General features: G+C 55.2%; 17 protein-coding genes. 5 read left to right on the top strand and 12 right to left on the bottom strand.

What is annotated here, in order from left to right:
• Positions 1 to 160: 160 nt before the first annotated feature.
• The 4 genes from AC2FML_RS13610 to AC2FML_RS13595 form a co-directional block, all read right to left on the bottom strand.
• Positions 161 to 1330 carry an ABC transporter substrate-binding protein gene (locus tag AC2FML_RS13610; RefSeq protein ID WP_496783577.1) on the bottom strand — a complete coding sequence of 390 codons (1170 nt, stop codon included), beginning with the start codon at positions 1328 to 1330 and terminating at the stop codon, positions 161 to 163.
• Positions 1327 to 1911, bottom strand: coding sequence for an ANTAR domain-containing response regulator (locus AC2FML_RS13605; RefSeq protein ID WP_260066444.1), 585 nt, complete (start codon positions 1909 to 1911; stop codon positions 1327 to 1329). Before AC2FML_RS13605 ends, AC2FML_RS13610 begins: the two co-directional genes overlap by 4 nt.
• A gap of 412 nt (positions 1912 to 2323) precedes the next feature.
• Positions 2324 to 4705: a thiamine pyrophosphate-binding protein gene (locus tag AC2FML_RS13600; RefSeq protein WP_496783575.1), complete on the bottom strand. Its 2382-nt coding sequence runs from the start codon at positions 4703 to 4705 to the stop codon at positions 2324 to 2326.
• A 14-nt stretch (positions 4706 to 4719) separates the two neighbouring features.
• Complete coding sequence (locus AC2FML_RS13595; protein WP_496783573.1) at positions 4720 to 5919, bottom strand: methionine gamma-lyase; 1200 nt, start codon at positions 5917 to 5919, stop codon at positions 4720 to 4722.
• A gap of 114 nt (positions 5920 to 6033) precedes the next feature.
• Here AC2FML_RS13595 and AC2FML_RS13590 point away from each other — a divergent pair, with 114 nt between their 5' ends.
• Positions 6034 to 6486: an Lrp/AsnC family transcriptional regulator gene (locus AC2FML_RS13590; RefSeq protein ID WP_480727544.1), complete on the top strand. Its 453-nt coding sequence runs from the start codon at positions 6034 to 6036 to the stop codon at positions 6484 to 6486.
• 143 nt (positions 6487 to 6629) lie between these two features.
• Positions 6630 to 7031 (top strand): helix-turn-helix domain-containing protein, encoded by a 402-nt coding sequence (locus tag AC2FML_RS13585; RefSeq protein ID WP_496783571.1) that lies wholly within the window; start codon positions 6630 to 6632, stop codon positions 7029 to 7031.
• 1065 nt (positions 7032 to 8096) lie between these two features.
• Here AC2FML_RS13585 and AC2FML_RS13580 read toward each other — a convergent pair.
• The 3 genes from AC2FML_RS13580 to AC2FML_RS13570 all read right to left on the bottom strand — a co-directional run bounded on the left by AC2FML_RS13580 (position 8097) and on the right by AC2FML_RS13570 (position 10948).
• Entirely contained in the window at positions 8097 to 8594 is a 498-nt protein-coding gene (locus AC2FML_RS13580) for a hypothetical protein (protein ID WP_496783570.1), read from the bottom strand.
• A 1-nt stretch (position 8595) separates the two neighbouring features.
• Positions 8596 to 9717: a GmrSD restriction endonuclease domain-containing protein gene (locus AC2FML_RS13575; RefSeq protein ID WP_496783569.1), complete on the bottom strand. Its 1122-nt coding sequence runs from the start codon at positions 9715 to 9717 to the stop codon at positions 8596 to 8598.
• 436 nt (positions 9718 to 10153) lie between these two features.
• Positions 10154 to 10948, bottom strand: a complete 795-nt coding sequence (locus AC2FML_RS13570; protein ID WP_496783567.1) for an SDR family oxidoreductase — start codon at positions 10946 to 10948, stop codon at positions 10154 to 10156.
• Between the two features lie 228 nt (positions 10949 to 11176).
• Between AC2FML_RS13570 and AC2FML_RS13565 the strand changes: the two genes are divergently transcribed.
• Both AC2FML_RS13565 and AC2FML_RS13560 read left to right on the top strand, forming a co-directional pair.
• Positions 11177 to 12136 carry a TAXI family TRAP transporter solute-binding subunit gene (locus AC2FML_RS13565; RefSeq protein WP_496783566.1) on the top strand — a complete coding sequence of 320 codons (960 nt, stop codon included), beginning with the start codon at positions 11177 to 11179 and terminating at the stop codon, positions 12134 to 12136.
• 129 nt (positions 12137 to 12265) lie between these two features.
• On the top strand, positions 12266 to 14002 hold the full coding sequence (locus tag AC2FML_RS13560; protein WP_496783564.1) for a TRAP transporter permease: 1737 nt from the start codon (positions 12266 to 12268) through the stop codon (positions 14000 to 14002).
• A 140-nt stretch (positions 14003 to 14142) separates the two neighbouring features.
• Here the strand turns inward: AC2FML_RS13560 and AC2FML_RS13555 are convergent, their stop codons facing one another.
• The 5 genes from AC2FML_RS13555 to AC2FML_RS13535 form a co-directional block, all read right to left on the bottom strand.
• Positions 14143 to 14340: a hypothetical protein gene (locus AC2FML_RS13555; RefSeq protein ID WP_496783563.1), complete on the bottom strand. Its 198-nt coding sequence runs from the start codon at positions 14338 to 14340 to the stop codon at positions 14143 to 14145.
• Positions 14341 to 14706: 366 nt separating this feature from the next.
• A complete protein-coding gene (locus tag AC2FML_RS13550; RefSeq protein ID WP_496783562.1) occupies positions 14707 to 15633 on the bottom strand; it encodes a porin family protein in 927 nt (308 codons plus the stop codon).
• A 426-nt stretch (positions 15634 to 16059) separates the two neighbouring features.
• Positions 16060 to 16347 carry a thermonuclease family protein gene (locus AC2FML_RS13545; protein ID WP_496783743.1) on the bottom strand — a complete coding sequence of 96 codons (288 nt, stop codon included), beginning with the start codon at positions 16345 to 16347 and terminating at the stop codon, positions 16060 to 16062.
• Positions 16348 to 16474: 127 nt separating this feature from the next.
• Positions 16475 to 17254, bottom strand: coding sequence for a COG3904 family protein (locus AC2FML_RS13540; protein ID WP_496783560.1), 780 nt, complete (start codon positions 17252 to 17254; stop codon positions 16475 to 16477).
• Positions 17254 to 18534, bottom strand: coding sequence for a hypothetical protein (locus tag AC2FML_RS13535; RefSeq protein ID WP_170343017.1), 1281 nt, complete (start codon positions 18532 to 18534; stop codon positions 17254 to 17256). The genes AC2FML_RS13540 and AC2FML_RS13535 overlap by 1 nt, the downstream gene beginning before the upstream one ends.
• A 200-nt stretch (positions 18535 to 18734) precedes the next feature.
• Here AC2FML_RS13535 and AC2FML_RS13530 point away from each other — a divergent pair, with 200 nt between their 5' ends.
• Entirely contained in the window at positions 18735 to 19622 is an 888-nt protein-coding gene (locus AC2FML_RS13530) for a LysR family transcriptional regulator (RefSeq protein ID WP_496783558.1), read from the top strand.
• Positions 19623 to 19644 lie beyond the last annotated feature (22 nt).

Here is a 19644-nt window from a genome sequence, read left to right as displayed (position 1 = left end):
CCAAGACATCGGGCGAATTCCTACGGTGGGCGACGTTGCCTGCCGTTGTCCTGATAAAGGCACCGGTGAGCAGATGAGTCATCCGAAATTGACGGCCATCAGGTGAAAATTCTGCAATGCAGCATAATTTGACGCTGCAGTGCAAAAAAATTAGGCGCGCTTACTGGGAAGGCTCAAAAATCCGACTGTCAAAAAAGACGTTTCGCGGCAACATCAACTTTCCGCCCGGGCCTGACACGAGCGTCGGATCGTTGCCGGCACCCTCGGGCTTTTCAGATTCGGCGGGCATGACAACACCGATTCCCTGCAGCTCGCGCCGATACAGGTCACTTTGGAACACATCGGCTGCCGTACGCTCGGCATCTGACGGATCCAGTCCATATCTTCGCGCCATGTGGTGCGCGATCCATTTGGCCTGACTGCGCCACGGAAAACCCGTTGCGCCTTCATGAAAAGTGACAAACCGGTCGACCTGACGCTGGTCTCCGCGCGCTGAAATCGCAAATTGTCCGGTCAATGCCCGGTCGACCAGGTCCGCGGGAACATCCAGATAGAGCCTCTGCGCCAGCATCTCCGACGCCGTAGTCAGGCTTTCGGGATTTGAAAGCCACCGGCCCGCCCGCCAGATCGCCCGCAGCAGCGCGCCCGTCAGATGTGGTTCCGTCTGCGCCCATTCCGTTCGCACGGCCAGCACCTTTTCAGGGGCGCAGGACCAAATCGCGTTTCCCGGGAGCAGGAGCGCACCCACCCGGTCATCGACGGAAAACGACCCCCAGGGCTCACCCACGCAGAAAGCATCGATCTCACCGGCGGCCAGGGCCTGGGCCATCAACGGTGGGGGAACGGTGCGGATCTCAACCTGGGTCGAGGCGAGTTCCGTGCCGCTGACCCAATACCGCAGCAGCTCCACATGCATGGAAAACGGAAACGGAACCCCGAAGGTCAGCGTTCCACCGGCCGCCTTTGCCAAGGCCGCTCCGGCCGCAAAAGCATCGCTGAAATCGAAGGCATAGCCATTTTCGCGCAGCCGCGCCTCCAGTTGGCGGCCAACGCCGATCACGTTTCCATTGACCGACAGGACCGATACGGCCGAAAGGGGCGTGACGATCCCCCCAAGCCCCAGCGCCATGGCCACCGGGACAGGGGACAGTAGATGTGCCGCATCAACATGTCCGAAGGCCAGCATGTCCCGCAACGAGGACCAGGACGGGGCAGGGCGCAGGTCCAGAGAGATGCCCTCGGCCTGATCATATCCCATCTCGTGCGCCACGATCAGGGGGGCTGCATCGACCAACGGCATATAGGCCGCTCGGAGCGAGACCGCCCTCATGACAACAGCCCCGAAGCCGTCACCAAAGCCTCGGCCACATCGGCCACCCGGCGATTCTGATTCATGGCGGTCTTGCGCAGCAGGGCATAGGCTTCATCTTCCTGAATGCCCTTTGCTTTCATCAACACCCCTTTCGCGCGGTCGATCACCTTGCGCTCTTCCAATGCGCGTCTGGTTTCGGCCAACTCGGTCCGCATCTGGCGCAGTACTTGGAAACGGGCGATGGCGGTGTCGATGATGGGCTTGACCCTTTCGGGATGCAAACCGTCGACGACATAGGCCGAGACACCTGCTTCGACCGCAGCTTTGGACAGGCCGCCTGCAGCCCCGGATACGAACATGGCAACCGGCCGCTCCATCGGGCCGGAGGCGGTTGTCAGTTCTTCAAGCATGTCCCGAGATGGATTGTCGATGTCGATCAGAACGACATCGGGATTGTGGACAGCAATCTTGCTCGGCAATTCAGACACGCCATCGATCACCTGCGCCTCGACGCTCCCCGCCGCTTTCAGGGCCTCGAGGATCGCATCGGCGCGGTCCGGGTTCTGTTCGACAACAACAACGGTCAACGTTTGGTTCATAACATCGAACTGACCAAGCAGGCAGAGCGAGGCAATGCCACCCTCGGAGCGCTGCGTTCAATTCCCTGGAAAGCGCCTATCTAGATGGCAGATCGTGCGCGGATGCCGAATAATTCAGCACGTTGCTGCCCCGGACATGTTTGGAGATACGACCAACCAAAAAAGGCGCCACAGGGCGCCTTGTTTTATTGGTCGGAGTGAGAGGATTCGAACCTCCGACCCCTGCCTCCCGAAGACCGGGGGCAATGGCCAAGTTGCTGTTTTTTGGTCAAGAGAGCCCTGTTTTACACAGCGTTTTGCCCATGAAACCAATTTAGTCTTGGTGCCTCAGGTTCAATGAACCAAAGAGCACTGTCTACATGACTTCCATAAGGATTGGATAAACGGCTTTCTTTGCCTCCAAGGCCCATGTTTAATCCAGAAGGGCAGGCGCAAGGTCTCTGCCTCGGGTCAAGTTGCTCACTGCTTCAACGATGGCTTTCGCATCTATGAGATGGTGCCGATAGAGATCACCGATCGTGCCAGTTTGTCCGAAGTGCTCGACGCCCATCGGAATTGTTTGGTGGCCTTGGACTGAACCGAGCCAAGCCAGCGTCGCGGGGTGCCCGTCGATCAAGGTGACCAACTTGCAGTGGCGCGGCAGCTGTGACAGCAAGACCTCGATATGCGATCTGGCGCCGGTGTTTCCACGCATTCTCGCCCGTTGTGCGGCTGTCCATCCTGCGTTCAACCTGTCCGCCGAGGTGACAGCCAGCACCCCGATGTCCCGGCGGCCTTCTCCGATCATTCCCGCTGCCTTGATCGCCTCCGGGGCGACAGCGCCTTGGTAAGCGATCACGACTTCACAGTTTGGACCCGGCGGGCGCAACCAATACGCCCCGTCGATGGTGCCCTGCCGGAAGCTGTCATCAACGCGCTTACCCGGCTGTTCGAGCGGGTTCGTTGTCAGGCGCAAATAGACCGAGCCACCTGTTTCGTCCCTCAACCAGGTGCGTTCGTCAGGCTGGCCATCGCCATCGCGCTGGACGTAATCAAAGCTCCATTCCATGATCACCGCCAGTTCATCGGCAAACGCCGGTTCGAAGGCCGCCAAGCCGTCCTGGCTCATTCCGATCAGCGGGGTGCCAACGGATTGGTGAGCTCCGCCCTCCGGCGCCAGAGTCACGCCTGACGGTGTGCCCACAAGAATGAAGCGCGCATCTTGGTAGCAAGCATAGTTCAACGCGTCGAGACCGCGGGAAACGAACGGGTCATAGACCGTGCCGATGGGGATTAATCGCTTGCCGAACAGGGAATGCGACAAGCCTGCCGCTCCCAGCAGCAGCATCAGGTTCATTTCGGCGATTCCTAGTTCGATATGTTGTCCATCTGGGGTGAATTCCCATTTGGCCGTTGATGGAATCCGATGCTCGATAAAGGTGTCGGCCCGCTCGGTCCGGGCAAACAGCTTGCGACGGTTGACCCACGGGCCAAGGTTTGTTGTGCCGGTGACATCTGGAGAGGTTGTGACGATCCGCTCGGCCAGGCGGCTGTCGCCTTTTGACAGGTCATCCAGAATTTTTCCGAACGCCATCTGGGTTGAAATCTCTCGACTGGTGTCGACTGCTATCGCCGGCACATCCAGCTTTTCATCGGTGTATCGGCGTGGCCCCTTGGCAAAGAACGGCACCTGAGCCAGGAAACGTCGGAACGCGGAAGGGTCCTTGACGGTGGCGAAGGGCTCCCATTCATCGCCCTTTGGAACACCCATATGGGCCTGCCACTCTGCGAATTGGCGGGTATTCATCAATCCGCCGTGATTGTCCTTGTGGCCTGCGATCGGGGTGCCCCAACCCTTGACAGTGTAGGCCAGAAAACAAGTCGGTCGGTCATGGTTGATTGCGGCAAAGGAATGAGCCATGGTCTCAACGCAGTTGCCGCCTAAATTCTCCATCAATGCGGCCAGTTCGACGTCGCTGCGCCGCTCGATCAAGGCAGAAACGTCACCCTGATCCCCAAGATCATCCAAAAGGCGCTGTCGCCAGACCGCACCTCCCATAAATGTCAGGGCCGAATATTCCTGGTTCGGACAAGAGTCGATCCAGTCCCGCAACCGGTCACCGCCGGGTTCAGTAAAAGCCGCGCGCTGCAGCACCCCGTATTTTATGCGGATGACGTCCCATCCGAAGGCATCGAAGATCTTCTCGATACGCTCGAACAACCCTTCGCGCACGATCCCGTCCAGCGACTGGCGATTGTAGTCTATAATCCACCAAGTGTTGCGCAGGTCGTTCTTCCAACCTTCCTGCAATGCCTCGTAGACATTCCCCTCGTCGAGCTCGGCATCGCCCACCAAGGCAACCATCCGCCCCATGGGGCTGTCAGCGCCCCAAGTCTTGGCTTTGATGTAGTCTTGAATGATCGAGGCGAACGAGGTGGTTGCAACGCCAAGCCCAACCGAACCGGTTGAAAAATCAACGTCGTCGACATCCTTGGTCCGGCTGGGATAGCTCTGCACGCCGCCAAAACCGCGGAAATTCTCCATCTTCTCGCGGGTTTGGTTCCCCATTAGATATTGCATCGCGTGAAATACGGGTGATGCATGTGGTTTGACGGCAACTCTGTCCTCGGGCCGTAAGGCCGAACAATACAGTGCCGTCATGATGGACACCAAAGACGCCGAAGAGGCCTGGTGCCCACCCACCTTGATCCCGTCGACCTTGGGTCGGACATGGTTGGCATGATGGATCATCCAATGCGACAGCCACAGCAGCCTTTGTTCGACGATCTTCAACTGGGTTGGATCAATGGGCATGGAACTCTCCGGTGTCAGGCGGCGTTGCTGGCGGGGTGGGGCAGGGCCTGTGCAAGATCGGCCAAGATATCCTCGACATCCTCCAGCCCGACCGAGAGGCGGATCAGCCCGTCGCTGATCCCGTGTTCGGCTCGTTCTTCGGGCGTGTAGGTCGAGTGGGTCATCGAGGCCGGGTGCTGGATCAGGGTTTCCGCGTCGCCAAGTGAAACGGCTCGTTGAATCATTTTCAGACTGTTCATGAAGGCGATCCCGGTGGACAGGCCGCCGTTGACTTCGAATGCAATCATTGCGCCTGGCTGTGACATCTGTCGCTGCGCGAGATCGTGCTGGGCAAAGCTTTCCAGACCCGGGAAATACACGTTTCGAACGGCCGGATGTCCCTCGAGAAATTCAGCGACAACCCGGGCTGACGCGCAGTGTCGATCCATGCGTAGGTTCAGAGTTTTCAACCCGCGTAGTATCAGCATCGCGTTGAATGGGGCCATGACCGCGCCAGTCATGTCCTTCATCCCAACCAGCCGAATTTCCGCGATTTGGTCGGCAGACCCGACTACCAGACCAGCGACCACGTCACCATGACCGCCCAGATATTTGGTTGCCGAATGCAGGACTATATCCGCCCCCAATTCGATCGGGCGCGTCAGATAGGGGGTGGCATAAGTGTTGTCGACGACAACTTGTGCGCCGACCGAATGTGCGATTTCGGCGCAGGCGGCAATGTCAACAAGGCGCATGTTGGGGTTGGCTGGCGTTTCGAAATACACCACGCGCGTCGTTTCCGAAACTGCGGCACTGAGGTTCTTCGTATCGGTCATGTCCACATGGGTTATCTTCACGCCCCATTTCGCCAACCCGTGCCGCATGAAGGCAAAGGTGCAGCCATAGAGCGTCTTGTCCACGATGATCTCATCCCCCGGCGATAACAGCGTCCACAACACAGCAGTGATGGCTCCCATGCCACTGGACAGCGCCAGTCCGGCCTCCGCCCCCTCGAGGCTGGCTATGCGTTGCTCCAGAAGATCGCATGTAGGGTTTGAAATACGGCTGTAGATATGACCCTGACGTTCTCCCGCGAACATCTCACCCCCGGCTTCAGCCGTTTCGAATGAAAACGTCGAAGTCAGATGCAGTGGCGGGGTCAAGGCACCGCCATTTTCCAGCGGATCATAGGCGTGGTGGATGGCGCGGGTGGCAAATCCTGTCGAACTGGTCATGGCTAGCTCCTGGTTCATGTTGAAACCAGTTTGCGCCAATACATGAGGTAATAGATTGCGAAATATGCCAACTTCTGACCAAATATTGGCAGAATCTGCTAAGGAGGTGGGAAATTGGACGACAAGGACAGACAAATCATCCGAGCGCTGCAGAGATACGGACGTATGACAAACCAGGATCTCGCCGATGAAGTGAATCTTTCCCCATCGCCGTGTCTGCGCCGTGTCAAAAACCTCGAGGCAAGCGGGGTAATAAGGGGATACAGCGCCAACGTTGACGCAGCCGCCTATGGATTGCCTATCACCGTCTTCGTTCGCATTCGTTTGGAACGTCACAATGAAACGGATGTCCAGAAATTCGAGAAACAGGTTCGGTTGATCGACGAAGTGCTCGAATGTCATGTTCTAACTGGAGCAATGGACTATCAGTTGAGGGTCTTGGTGTCTGATCTCGAAGCCTATGAAAGCTTTATCCGCAACCGGATCCACCCAATTGGCGGGATTGCTTCGATCGATACCAGTTTTGTCTACGGAACCGTCAAAGAGACGGAGGTATTTCCATCCTAATCAATCGGGTCGTTTTCCGAGCGTCTAGTCGGTTGGATGATCGCAGCCTCTGTCTTCCAGTTTTCCCTGGGCGCAGTCCCTAGGTCGCCGTCGCTATAGAGAAGACATGCAGCAAGCGCTGCGTTACTTCAGGAAGGAAAGCGATGCGCAAGAAACCTTATGATAGCTCGCGTCTGGCAAAGTTCGTTGAACGCCGGGTGCTTGAACTCAAACCGACCAAGAGCCAGGCCGATATTGCATCACAGGCCGGATATACCAACGCCAATATGATCACGATGATCAAACAGGGAAGTTCAAAGGTTGCGCTTGATCGCGTGCCTGCTCTCGCCAAGGCGTTGGAGTGCGATCCTGCTTACTTGATGCGTCTTTCATTAGAGCAGGCAATCGGAGAAACAGCCGCTGCGTCTGTTCTCGAGATTTTCGGAGATCCGGTGACCGAGAACGAACGCTCCTGGCTGAAAGCGATCCGTGAGGCCTCCGGCAATTCCGATCCCCGGCTGACCAGCAGGTCACAGGCCTCGATCAAGTCGCTCTTTGGAAAATGAGAGACGAGAGTATGCACAACGAAGCATTGACGTCCAACGAGCACGCTTGGTTACGCTTCCTGCGTGAGTTGAGCAATCACAGCGACCCGGAACCCACATTGCATCAGGTCCAGCTGTTGAGACGCGTCTGCTCTCGCAGACCGAAATAACGCCGTGAGCGCCGGGGTAGTTCAAGCCATCATTGGCTGGGCTGCCTCCTCAATCCGGCTTGGAAACCCCGGCCGGGTTGCGCAAGGTTGACAAAGGTTTACATCGCTCTTGCCCGACGGTTGGAGATGTAAACCTTTTCTTGCTTCCGAAGCCGGATATTTAGCCAAAAGGTTTACATTAGGTTTACCCTAAGTTGACAGATTTACCCGAGAATCCGGTTTTTTTGTCGAAAATGTAAACCTTGATACAGCAACCTAGCGCAAAAGGTTCGACCTCGCAGTGAATGACTTTGGATTGGCGCAGTTGTTCGTTCTTCTGATGTGCGGTCGCGGAGCTCAGTTTCATTGGCAAGACGGTTTCCCGCACTCTGTCGCATTAAATGGCTTGTTGTCTTGCTTAGTCATGCGGTGGATGTTTCGCTCGGCACAAACCGCGCCTAGTCGAGTATCGAACGATGTAGCGGAGGCTTGGTTGGCGAAGAGCGAATGGAGCGATGAGCGCTGGAACTGCTCAAACTTCCTCAACGTTCGATTTCCGTCGCCACATTAGCATTCGGCAGCGGTTTGACCGGCGTCCTTGGCGCCAGCGTCACCGGCGACAGGCGCTTGCTGCTGTAGAGGCGCTCGAATTCGAGCCACAACAGATGCGAAATGTCCCCCTGCTGTCCTTGTTACGGTGTCGAAGCCAACTAAAAAAGGCCAGCGATATTCGCAGACCGACAATAAGGAGCCATTCGACAAAGGCCTCCAGATTACCGTAGAAAAGCCAGAACTGCCGACGCTGCAAACTGAACAAACGGCAATCAAGGGCTGAGAGCGGCCGTTCGATGCGTGTGCGGACGAGTTGGTCGCAATGTCGACAGCAGACATTAACTTACCGCAATGACACGCACGTCTGAGTTTAGGGACCAGGCTGTTAAATGCTGTTCAGAATGCAGTTTCTAAAATTATCAAGGCGTCCTGAAAGCAGGCGATATTGGTTCTTCGTCCACGACGGTGCATAGATATTAATCTGTGCTCTTTGGTGCGCTGCTAGATCAGCGTGGGCAAGGTTGCAGCGCAACCGCCAGAGTGTGCCTAAGTTGGAGCGAATAAGCTCAAGATCGCCTTGGTGGCTTTGCTCAAAACTGTCTTCGATCCCACGAATTCTATGCTCCCCTAAAACACCACAAAGCATGGGTCTAAAGTGCTTATTATAATGAAAACCGTGGGTTTGTTTGATGATGTTCTCTTCGACCCACTCTGTGTCGTTCAGTGTGGATTGATTTACCTGCCGAACAGCTTCATCCATCCACTCCTCAAGCCAGCCGCAAAATTCAATTAAGGCGAGCTTCGAAAGTAGCTTCGGCCTTTCGTTGTCCGCAGTTGGTTCTTTAAACCAGTTTTCAATACCGGTAATCGTATCTGTAATCATCTCAGACGATCTTGAATTCTTCAATTGCCACAGCAAGTCGCGACTTAACGTTCGCTTCTGACGCTACCGCGTAACGAGCCGCCTGCGCAAAGTTGTCCCGACGCATCATTCTAAGGAAATTACCATGCAGAACTTCTTTGCTGGCTTCGAGCGATGAGTCCAGATTCGACAGCACTCCAACAAGTGTGGCCTCGATGAAAGTCATAGAGACCTTTGTTGTGCCACTTCCCAAGGCGAGAACGGCTTGCTGACTCATTTTTGCGAGCCTACTCTGAAGTTGTTCGATTTGGTCTTCGTCTAGGTCTACCCTCTCGTGCATATATTTGTTCAGGAAACGCGCGAGGTTGCCGTCATATTCTTGAAGTTTCTCTGTTAACGCGAGCGCCCGCAGCAACAGTTCTACCGATCTAAAGCGATTGGCGGAGCCCCAAATCCGCCTCTTTACTTTAATCCAATTTGCGTCCTTAGCGTCGAATTCTTTTAGGCAAGTATTAAACGAGCCAGTGTAGATGCAGTTCCGAATTTCTTGATTGTTCAACCTCACACCGCCAGAGTTCAGGCGATGAAAAATAGTGAAAAGGTATTGCATGTGCGCAGGCTGGGTATAATCACACCTCAACACGGTAATGGGTATCGATACATCCTGAACGGTAGTGAAAAGTCTCTGTTGATCAGGATTTCCATTCTTCAGGTCTACGTTTCGACTTCCGCGCAATAGAGGGTGTATGTCCTCTAGGCTTCGTAAACGCCACGGCTGATCCGAAAGGAATGCAATAATTGAGCTCATCCTCTGTAGGCCGTCGATAACCTTCCATTTTTGCGTTTTATAATCCAAGCTGAAACACATGCTTGGGATCGGCAATTGTTTGACTAAAGAGTCAATGAAACGACTTTGGTCATTTGGCTTCCAAACTACTTCTCGCTGGAAATCTGGCTGAATTTCAAGTTTGTCCGTTTCGAATAGTCGAAACAGGTCAGCACACGACCTTAACTCGTTGTAGGATACGATGTCTGACGGAGGTATGGGTTCAGCGCCTTGCGCCTCATCAAGAGTGTTTCGATATTCATCTTCAGCCTTTTTATCAAGTTGAAGCGATACATCGGGGTTAACTTCTGCGTTCATACTTACTCTCTAGAGTTTTTCCTTTCAACCAGTGTCTCTCGCTATGCGGGTATCTTCAAGATTTTTCTCAGCCACTCGAAGCGAGCATTGTGGATGCTCGTTTTGTCAGACCCGCGGATGAGATCAGTTGTGGGGAGGTAACAGTAGGGTTGCTGCGGGGAGCACGTATGACCGGTTCGGCGAAGATGCGATGCAGCGTCCGCGCCCAAGCTGAAGGTCTGGAATGGGCCAAGTGCAGACCCTCGATCGCGATCAACGAACGAGGGCCTCGTCTGCAGCTTCGCCGTTGACGCAATTCTTCCCACGTTCGGTTGTAGGTAGAAGCCGCCGCTGAGAATGTGGTTACTTTTTGGGTCTCGTGTCTAGTTTTCGGACTGCGATTTGGCCGATACGTTCGCTCTTGGTTAGGTCGCTAATCATCCTAGTTGGTATTGAGCTAGCTTCCCGGGGTCGCTGCGGAACCTGCCAGTATGCCTCCGTCAATTGATAGCTCGGCACCGGTGATGTAAGTAGCTTCGTCGGAGGCGAGAAGCACGGCCAGAGCCGCGACTTCTTCGGTAGTTCCAAACCTTCGCAATGGAGTGTCCGCGACCATCGCAACTTCACGCTCAGCTCTGTCTGGTCCTTTACCCAGCATCGGCTCCCACATCGATGTCATGATCGCAGCGGGATGGATGGAATTGCATCGGATCGCAAGGCCTTGGCTTGCGCAATACAAGGCAACGGACTTTGTATGATTGCGAACAGCAGCCTTGGAGGCCGCATAGGCCGCCGCCATCGGGATGCCAACAAGGCCAGATCGGGAGGAGATATTGATGATCGATCCGCAACCATTTCTTCGCATTGCCTTGATCCCATAACGGCAGCCCAAGAAAGTTCCGTCGTTGTTCACGGCATGGACGGTTCGCCAGTCAGCCAGGCTAGCGTGCTCAGGATCGTGTGCAGGAGGTGTGCCGGTCGCGGAAGTTTCAAAGCCCGTTACGCCAGCGTTGTTCACCAACACGTCCAACACCGGAAATTCAGCCTCAACCCTTTGCCAATCCGCCTCCGACGAGACGTCGAGCTGGCGGAATATTGCGCCGATTTCATCTGCGGAACTTTGGCCGTTTTTGGCGTCGACATCTGTCAGAATGACGTCAGCGCCTTCTTCGCGAAACGCTTTGGCGATGGCCAGTCCTATTCCTCGGGCTCCTCCGGTAATGAGAGCGGTTTTCTTTTCCAACCTGGACATTGTGCGCTCCTGAGACAGATCCACGAAGGCTCAACGCATCAGTTGGATGCCGTTTGCCAGCTGACTTTTTCGTTTAGTCAAATTGCAAAGACAACGCCAGTCCGTCGGCCCTGGCCCCCACACTTCCCGGCTGGGGCATAAGCGACGCCCCGCGCCCCCGAGATCCCGGGCCATTGACCCCGGATCAGTCTGAGTGCTTTATCGCTGCTATCAAAGGGAGACTCTCAAATGTTCGACAATTTCAAGTGCATGGTTGCCGCCGTAGCCGCCACAGTGGTCGTGTCATCTCCGGTTTGGGCCGAAACGCGCGTGACCTACAAGTCCGCCAAGGCGGGGACTTCATACTACCAAATGGGCGTCCAGATCGCCGAAGCCATGAAGGCCGGATCGGACGGGAACATCATTGTGACCGTGGAAGAAGGTCAGGGTTCGGTTCAGAACGTAATGGAAGTTCGCGCGCGCGGTGGCGACTATGTGTTCACTACACCGCCGGCCTTGGTTGGACTGGCTCAGGGCGGAAAAGCGATGTTTGAGGGCAAAAGCGATCCGTCCTTTGACGAGATCCGCGCCCTGTTCCCGATCCCTTCCTTGACCATGCATTTTGTTGTTTCCGCGGACAGCGGGATCGACAGCTTTGAAGACATGGAAGGCAAAACCATCCTCTTGGGGAAAGGCAGTTTTGGCGCGCGCGAAGGCGAGAAATACCTGAACTTGTTTGGACTGGAAGGCAAAGTCAACATTGCTGATGCGGAGCTCTCCAACGCTGTCGCCGCCCTGAAAAACGGACAGATCGACGGCTTTGTCACCGCCGGCTCCTGGCCCGCCCCAAATGTGGTGGAAGCCGCCGCTTCGGCCGGTGTGAAAGTGCTGTCCCTGAGTGACGACCAAGTCGCGCAGACCAAGCGCGCGCGTCTGGTAATACCGGCCGGCACTTATGCTGGTCAGGATGAGGATATCGTGACGACCTCTCTGCCAGTAGTTGCGTATACCACCACCAAGATGGACGACAACACCGCTTATCAACTGACCAAGACCTTCTGGGAAAGTAAGAATGCGATGGCTGATACTGCGGCCTGGTGGGCCGGTGTTGATACCGACCTGATGGAAAACATCACGGGCAAGATCCATCCCGGAGCAATCCGCTACTACAAGGAAGCGGGCATTGCGCTGACTGACGACCAAATGTAACTCGTCCCTCGGACAGGATGAGCAGAGGCCGGGCCAGATCAGGCCCGGTTTTTCTGTCGGGAAGGAAACAACGTGACCGGATCGGTTGATCTTCCGCAAAAGTGGAGCCTGCGAGCCTTGTGGATTGCCTTGGCATTGGCTCTGGTCGCATTCCACATCGGGTTGGTCTTTCTAGGCCTTGTTCCCAACCTGGTCAGTCGACCGTTGCACCTGGCGCTCATTCTGCCTTGGGTGTTCTTGTTCGGCGTGGTCGATCGCGCTCGTTTTGTCTCAGGTGCGGTGCTTTCCGCAATCGGTGTCGCCTCGGCGCTTTGGGTGGCCTGGAACCACGAAATGCTGGGGGACCAATATGGTTTCCTTGAAAGCCGTTTTCAGGTCGCGGTAGGTTTTGCGCTCTTGGCGGTGGTGATTGAAGCCGCAAGGCGCGCCATCGGCTGGCCGCTTCCCACAGTGGCAGCCCTCGCGCTGCTCTATGCCTTTTTCGGTCAGCACATACCCGGAGAGTTTGGTCATTCGGGAATGCCTCTGCGCTCATTCCTTGGGTCGATGACCATTGCAGAAGGTGGCATCTGGGGCAGCCTTACGGCCGTCTCCGTCGGCGTGGTCTCGATTTTCGTGATATTTGGCGCTGTCTTGAACGCCGGCGAGGCAGGACAGGGCTTCATGAATGTGGCAGCCGCTGCCGCTGGCCGGCTCAAAGGTGGAGCGGCCAAGGTTTCCGTTTTGTCGTCTGCGCTGTTTGGCTCCATATCCGGTTCGGCCAGTGCAAATGTTGCTTCGACCGGAGCCATTACGCTCCCCGCCATGATGCGGCTGGGATACCCGAAGCGGCTGGCGGCGGGTGTCGAAGCCGTTGCTAGTTCGGGCGGACAGATCATGCCGCCCCTGATGGGAGCAGGCGCGTTTGTCATGGTCGAGCTGACGGGCGTTCCCTATACCCAGATCATGGGAGCCGCGCTTCTGCCTGCCATTCTCTATTTCCTGGCGGTCTGGATCGGGATCAACGCCTACGCGACCCGGTTCGAGCTCAAGGGTCTGGACCCGTCACAACGCCCGCAAACGCGCGATGTGGCCGTAACGTCCCTGTTCTTCCTCGTGCCCTTCAGCGTGTTGATGGTCGGAATGTTCGCAGCCGGCTACACGCCTCAATACGCTGCATGCCTTGCCATTTTCGCTGGGGTATTCCTGTTGCTGATCGATGGCAAGCTGACGTTCGACGTGAACAGGACCGCAGACCGCATAACCCAAGCGCTGGTCACCTCATCCCGTCAGGTGTCCATGATCGCGGCTATCATCTTCTGCGCCTCGATCATTATCGGCGTCTTGGGGGCGACCGGGCTGGGCGTAAAGATCACTTCCGTGATCCTCGAAGGGTCGGGGGGCGTGTTGTGGGCATCCTTGTTGTTGACTGCGATTGCCTGCCTGATCCTGGGCATGGAAGTGCCGACAACGGCGGCTTACGTGATCTGCGTATCGGTGGCCGGCCCGGCCTTGATGCAGCTTGGCCTTGAGCCACTTCAGGCACATCTGTTCGTTTTCTGGTTCGCGCTGCTGTCCACGATAACGCCACCCGTTTGTGGGGCTGTTTTCATCGCTGCCGGGATGGCGGGAGAAAACTGGATCAAGGTGGCACTGACAGCTATGGCTTTAGGTGTCGGCCTCTATTTGATCCCGGTCGGGATGATCACTTGGCCGAATCTGATCCAACTTCCGTCGGAGCCAGCTGCTGCTATTACGGCATTTGTTGCCTTGGCCCTTGGGCTGTCAGCGTTGTCTTTCGCGCTGATTGGGCGGGCAAATATTTTAGTGAGAACAGCCTTGGGCCTTGCGAGCGTTGCGATCCTTTTGGGGCCGGTGATTGTGTGAGTTGGATCGCGATCTGCGGTATTGGCCTACGCATCATTTTTGGGGAGGCGCGGCCTGTCGCTACAATCCGGACTTATCGCCTTCGATCAGTGCAAAGCGACTATGGATTTCGCCGAGGTCCTTAGGCAAAGAGAAAGCCATCAAGACAGCAGTTTCATTGATCCCTTGAGACGCTTTTCCGCATCGCTCGCAATGGCACGCAAACGCTCTCGACGAGCTGCATTTTCGTCGGACCCCTCTTGGTTTGGTGACAAACCGGTTTGTGCGCACCCTGTGTTTTCATCCTGAGCCGGACGCTTTTGGGTGTCTTGTTTTTTGCTTTCGTCGATCTTTGCCATTCCGTTTCTCCGTCTAGCCTTGAATCGTAGGGAATGGTTCCACCCATGGCAATCACCAAAGAAACCGTTTGCCTTTGAATAGCCGATGGGTTGGACCACAACCCGCTTTTCTCCGGGTCCGGGAATGGCTGAAGATTCAACCTGTGGGATCCGTAGCCCTCATGAACGAAGTCCTAGAATTCTCTCAAAATGCTGAAGGGGATGCGTTCCGGCTTCGCGCAGCTCAGAGAGCCAAAGCTCCCATTCAGTAAGAGACAAGGCACGCATTTTTCGATGGCTGCGATCTTTCGTCTAGCAACTCGAAATTCCGTCGGATTCGGGGCCAGCATTTCAGTTGGCTGGCCCCGGCAATTTGTTTTGTGCGTGTTAGAACAGTGTGTCCGTGAAAGTGGTCAAAGCGTTGTGACGTGGCGCCATGGCTGCACGTGCTACGCTGTTGACCGGGGTCGCAACTTCACGTTGTCCGAGCGGGAAAGTGAGACCAAGACGCACGGTATCAAGATCGCCGCTTACACCACCAACATCCAGGTCAGTCCGAACAAGTTCGAGGGAGACCTGACCAGGGAATTGGCTAATTTGACGGAGGTCGTAGTCGATGCCGACGCCAAGTGTCGTTGCATCCGCATCAATGTCACTCAGCGATTGGCGGCTGATACCGGCAAACGCTCCCCAACCTTGAGCGAATTGATAATATCCACCGATACCAAAGCTCGACAGAGCAATGCTTTCACCATAGCCCGAAAGCTCGCTGCGGACATAGTGAATACCGAGGACAGTCTGTTCGGAGGGTTGATAGCGGAACAGCGCGCCGTAGTCCGTCCAGTCCACGCCATCAATATCCGGGGAGAACTCGGTTTCACCAATCCATGCTTCGAAGCCATAACCGTTGGCGGAGTAACCGCCCGTGACACCATAAGAGGTTGTGTCACCTGACAGATCGAACCCAAGCCCGGTATCGATATCCGCATCGGCATAGTCGAGGTAGGCACCTGCCGTTGCACCGTTGCTGAATTGATAGGTCAGGGTCGAGCCCAGATCTAGCAAACTCATATCGCCTGAGACGTCGTCCGGATCGATATTGGTAAGCTTGCCGTCCAAGCCTAGAAACAGGCTATTTTCAAAATCAAAAACACCAAAAGCGTCTAGCGATGGCGTTCCAATATCACCGCCTCCATCAGAAAGGGATGTATGCCCATAACCAACTGTTGCTGCCCCTTGAAAACTCTGAGCTGCGGCGGTAGTGGATGCGAAGATGGCGATCAGAGCGATCGATGTTTTGTCTATGGAAAACAAAGTCTTTTCTCCTTTTTTTTGCTGTTTCCAAGCGCCGAATTATCCAAGGTCGGTAGCACATTCAATATCAAAATGAGACTTTTTCGAGCCTCTAACTCGCGAGGCAGAATCTATAAGTTTCCAATGAAAAAAGTGCGTAGTGGCTCAATACAGACTACCCATGGGCCTGTTTTTTTCGGACTGGCGCGCGCGCAAATGATGCATGCTTCGGCAGCATTGTCTCTATCAATCGCTATAGCTTTTTGATGTCATAGCGCACCAGCAGCTTATGAGTGAAAATGACATAGTATGACCGTCGTATACGTTAGCAGGGCAACGGAAACTTCGACCCGATGATGGCGGGTCTGGCTGCTAAGCTCGGTATCGGGAGGACCGTAATTGTCGCTTTAGGGCGTCGCTAGTGCCAGTTACTTTTCAGAATCAAACTCAACAATATGGGGCTCTTCGCAACCTCGATCGCGCGGCTGAAGTCTCTAAACTCCGATAGCGACCGCCACTATATCGCGCACAGTCAAGAGCATAGCCAGCTGCAATCACAGCTGCTCCGATGTCTCTGCCATCGGCGTAGCAAACGCCGACATAGCGATCATAGGTTCGCTCTCCTGTGAGCTTGCACTCAATGGATTTGCCACGCAGGTAGTTGACCATCCATCGGCGTGCATCTCGCCCAGCAGAGGTTCCCAATTCCGGTGCATCTGCACCCTGCAATCTCACCGGTGTTCCATTTACAACAATCGTATCAGCATCTCGCACCTGCACGCCACCGGCCCATGCGGTGCTTGCAGTAAAAATCAACGTGGCAACTAGTCTCTTCAAAACAAATACAATCCTAGGTCTTTCGTCATTCGAGAATCTGAGTGGCAAGCCTTGTTTGGATTAGCTCATCTGCAACTAAGGCGTAAATCTGATCTGGAGGTGTGTTCAGCGAATAGAGCATGAGCGCTGGGTCGATGCCCATTTCGATAAGGTGCTGCATCGTTTCGCCTTGGCCTTTCTGAATGCCTTCTACGGCAAACACCACCGGGATCATACGCGGCTGTTCATAGTAATGCTGGTGCATTCCGACGACCCCTTTTTGAGACACAAGACGATCAATCCCACCCGCGAGAATATACGGGCATGAGGACATGCACACAGAACCTGCAAGAACTCCGGTATTTACTCCGGCTTCCCTCAAATGCTGTCCGATAATCAGTGCCTCTGAGACACGTCCACCGGGGCTGTGTAGCGCGACCAAGCCGGGTTTCTCGGTCATGTCTGAAAGGTATGAAATGAGCCGAGCAGCGTCCCCAGTCTCTATCTGACCGCTTAACAGAAGCACCTGCCCAAACTCGTCGAGCTCACTGACAGAAAAATCCAAACGCGCGGAAAAATTCGCCGGAACCGGCAAATCCTGCGGTTCATCGTTCAAAAATAGCGTCGGGTCAGTCCGATCGGTTCGATATTCACGCCGCTGGTCACCAGGTGATACCGGTCCAGACGGCAGTTCAACCCGATTTTTGAACGGATTTGAGAACTCTTCTGCGACATCGCTAAAGATAAGAACCACTGCGATGACAAGCTGTAGGATCAGCACATATCTAAGACCGGAACGCGGATCGAAGCGCGATAGGTATCTCATCACGCGTCGTCTTTTTTCTGGGTCGCCCGCTCAATTACGGCAGCGTCTGCGACACCAAGCGTGGCCTCAACATCCTTCATCGCATTCATCGCCGCTCTCAGATCGGACAGCGTTAGAGTGTCCTCGATACTCATGCCGTCTTTTCCACTACGAATTGCGGCTTGAGTTATTGCCAGCACGAAGACCAGCACCGCAGGCAACAAGTCGATGGCAATTGCCCCCGCCCACGAGGGCACAAAGTTGCCCGCATAGATAATCACCGCGTCAGCGCTGGAGATTGGATTGTAAGCTGTCTCAATCGGCGGCTCCATGTCCAAAACCTCGTCAGCGGCGTTCTTAAGCGTCTTGCTGCGTTGATCGAGTGCGTTCAACACAGAGTTGATAGTTGAAGACTGCGCACTGCGGACATCAGAGCTACGTCCATCCAACTCTGGGAGAACGACTGAAGAAGGCAGGTCTTCCGCCGCGCGCGCCACAAGAGGTGCTACGCTGTATTGGTTCAGGCGAGAGATTACTCCAGCCAGCTTTACGCTCTCTTCAGAAAACTGCACTGAGCGGCGCTCAACTGGCCCGGGCGCAACGGTTAGTTCGCGCATCTTTGCGAGGATTTCATTTCCCTGCTGGAAAGCTTCTTCGATCGGTTGCTGCTGGGCGGCGATTTGCTCTTCCAAGTTTCGGAGTTCTTCAGCCTTCTGTGTCAGCACGCGAAAGACAGCACCCCGTCCGGCTGTTCCGGAAAGATCGCCGGACTGCTCCAACTCCGCCAGTTCCTCAAAACTTTGGCGCGCACGCTCCACTTCACGACCCAGAGCTTGGCCGCTCAAAGCAATATCATTGGCTTGTTCTAATGCCGCCTGATAATCCCGAACCGTGTTCTCTAAGTGTTGTTCAACCGCAGCAGAACCGGCTAGTGCCGCCGCATTCAACCAACTGGACATCGCAATAATTGCGATTGACCCAACTATCGTAGAAATGGTCAATCCGATGAAGCCACTCGCTGTGCGCATCGACGGAAGCAACCTCAGCATATAGCTCCAGAACACGAAGATGCCGACAGATACCGCAACGGAGTAAGCCACAGCAGCAAAAAAAGAGACGGCTCCGTTATCTTCAAGCAGCGATGAGACACCAAGATAAGTGTAAATCCCGGAAGCGATTGCCAGGACCCCGAGAGCTGCTGGGGTGAACGTGTCAAGCCAGGCCAGGTGACTTTCAAGTTCCTTTGCAGTTCGAAGACCTTTTGCTTCTTCTGCCGTCAAACGCCCATTCCGTTCCGTCATGTTGACTCGCTACCCACTATCGAATTTGCACTCATCGAATAGTTAATCATCCGCTTTCGGGATTCAAACCGCAGATACCTCAATGGTTGAGCAGCTATCTGCGTCAAGCCTTCCCGCCATCGCACAACGCCAGGACGCGTGCTATCAGTAGGTCTAGTCGTCTGTAAGATCCATCAATTCGGTAAGAAGGGTGCCCGACTTTGGACAAATTGGCGGTCATGCATGCCTTTAGGCGCATTGTGGAACGTGGAAGTTTTGCGCGCGCGTCCGAGGACTTAGGCGTGTCACCAGCGTTGCTGAGTCGAGAGGTCAGACTCTTGGAAGAAAGCTTGGGCACGCTTCTTCTGACCCGGACCACTCGATCCATGTCACTCACCGATGCGGGCCGACTGTATTACGAGGAGGCGCAGAACATTCTCGCTGCGGTAGGCGACGTTGAGAACCGCATCCGGGAGGGGGCCGGAGCGGTCCGCGGACACCTGCGAGTCAATGCGTCCAATTCTTTTGGCCAAGAAGTGATTGCGCCGATGCTGCCGGGTTTCATGGCGAGCTTCCCTGATTTGCGGGTCACGCTGTCGATGGATGATCGCGTTGTCGACATGGTTGAAGGCGGTTTTGACGTGTCGATCCGCATTCGTGCAGCGATGCCAGACTCGGCGTTGGTTGCCCGAAAGATCGGAGCGGTGCGGCAAAGAGTGTATGCCTCACCGGCTTATGTTGCGTCGGCCGGAATGCCGGAAAAACCCGAGGACGTAGCCCGGCACAAAGTGATCGGATTTCTTCTTGCCGATCACCTCACCACATGGACGCTTACTGGTCCGGATGGGACAACCACTATAGAGCTCGACCCAATGATCCGGGTGGGGAACAGTCTTGTTCTGCGAGACTTGCTGGTTTCTGGTCAAGGTATAGGGACATTGCCCGATTTCGTCTCGCGCCGCGCTGAGGCGCGAGGAGATCTGGTCCGCGTTCTTCCTGACTACGAGCTTCCGGCGCCCGAAATCTTTGCCGTAACAACATCAAGACTGGGTGCGGATGCAAAGGTATCGGCCTTTGTCGATCATTTGCGATCGGCCTTGCGCGACTGAGATTATTCAACCTGCGTAAAGA

Source organism: Ruegeria sp. BHSC029, assembly GCF_059613085.1.
This window is presented reverse-complemented; position numbering and strand designations above follow the sequence as displayed.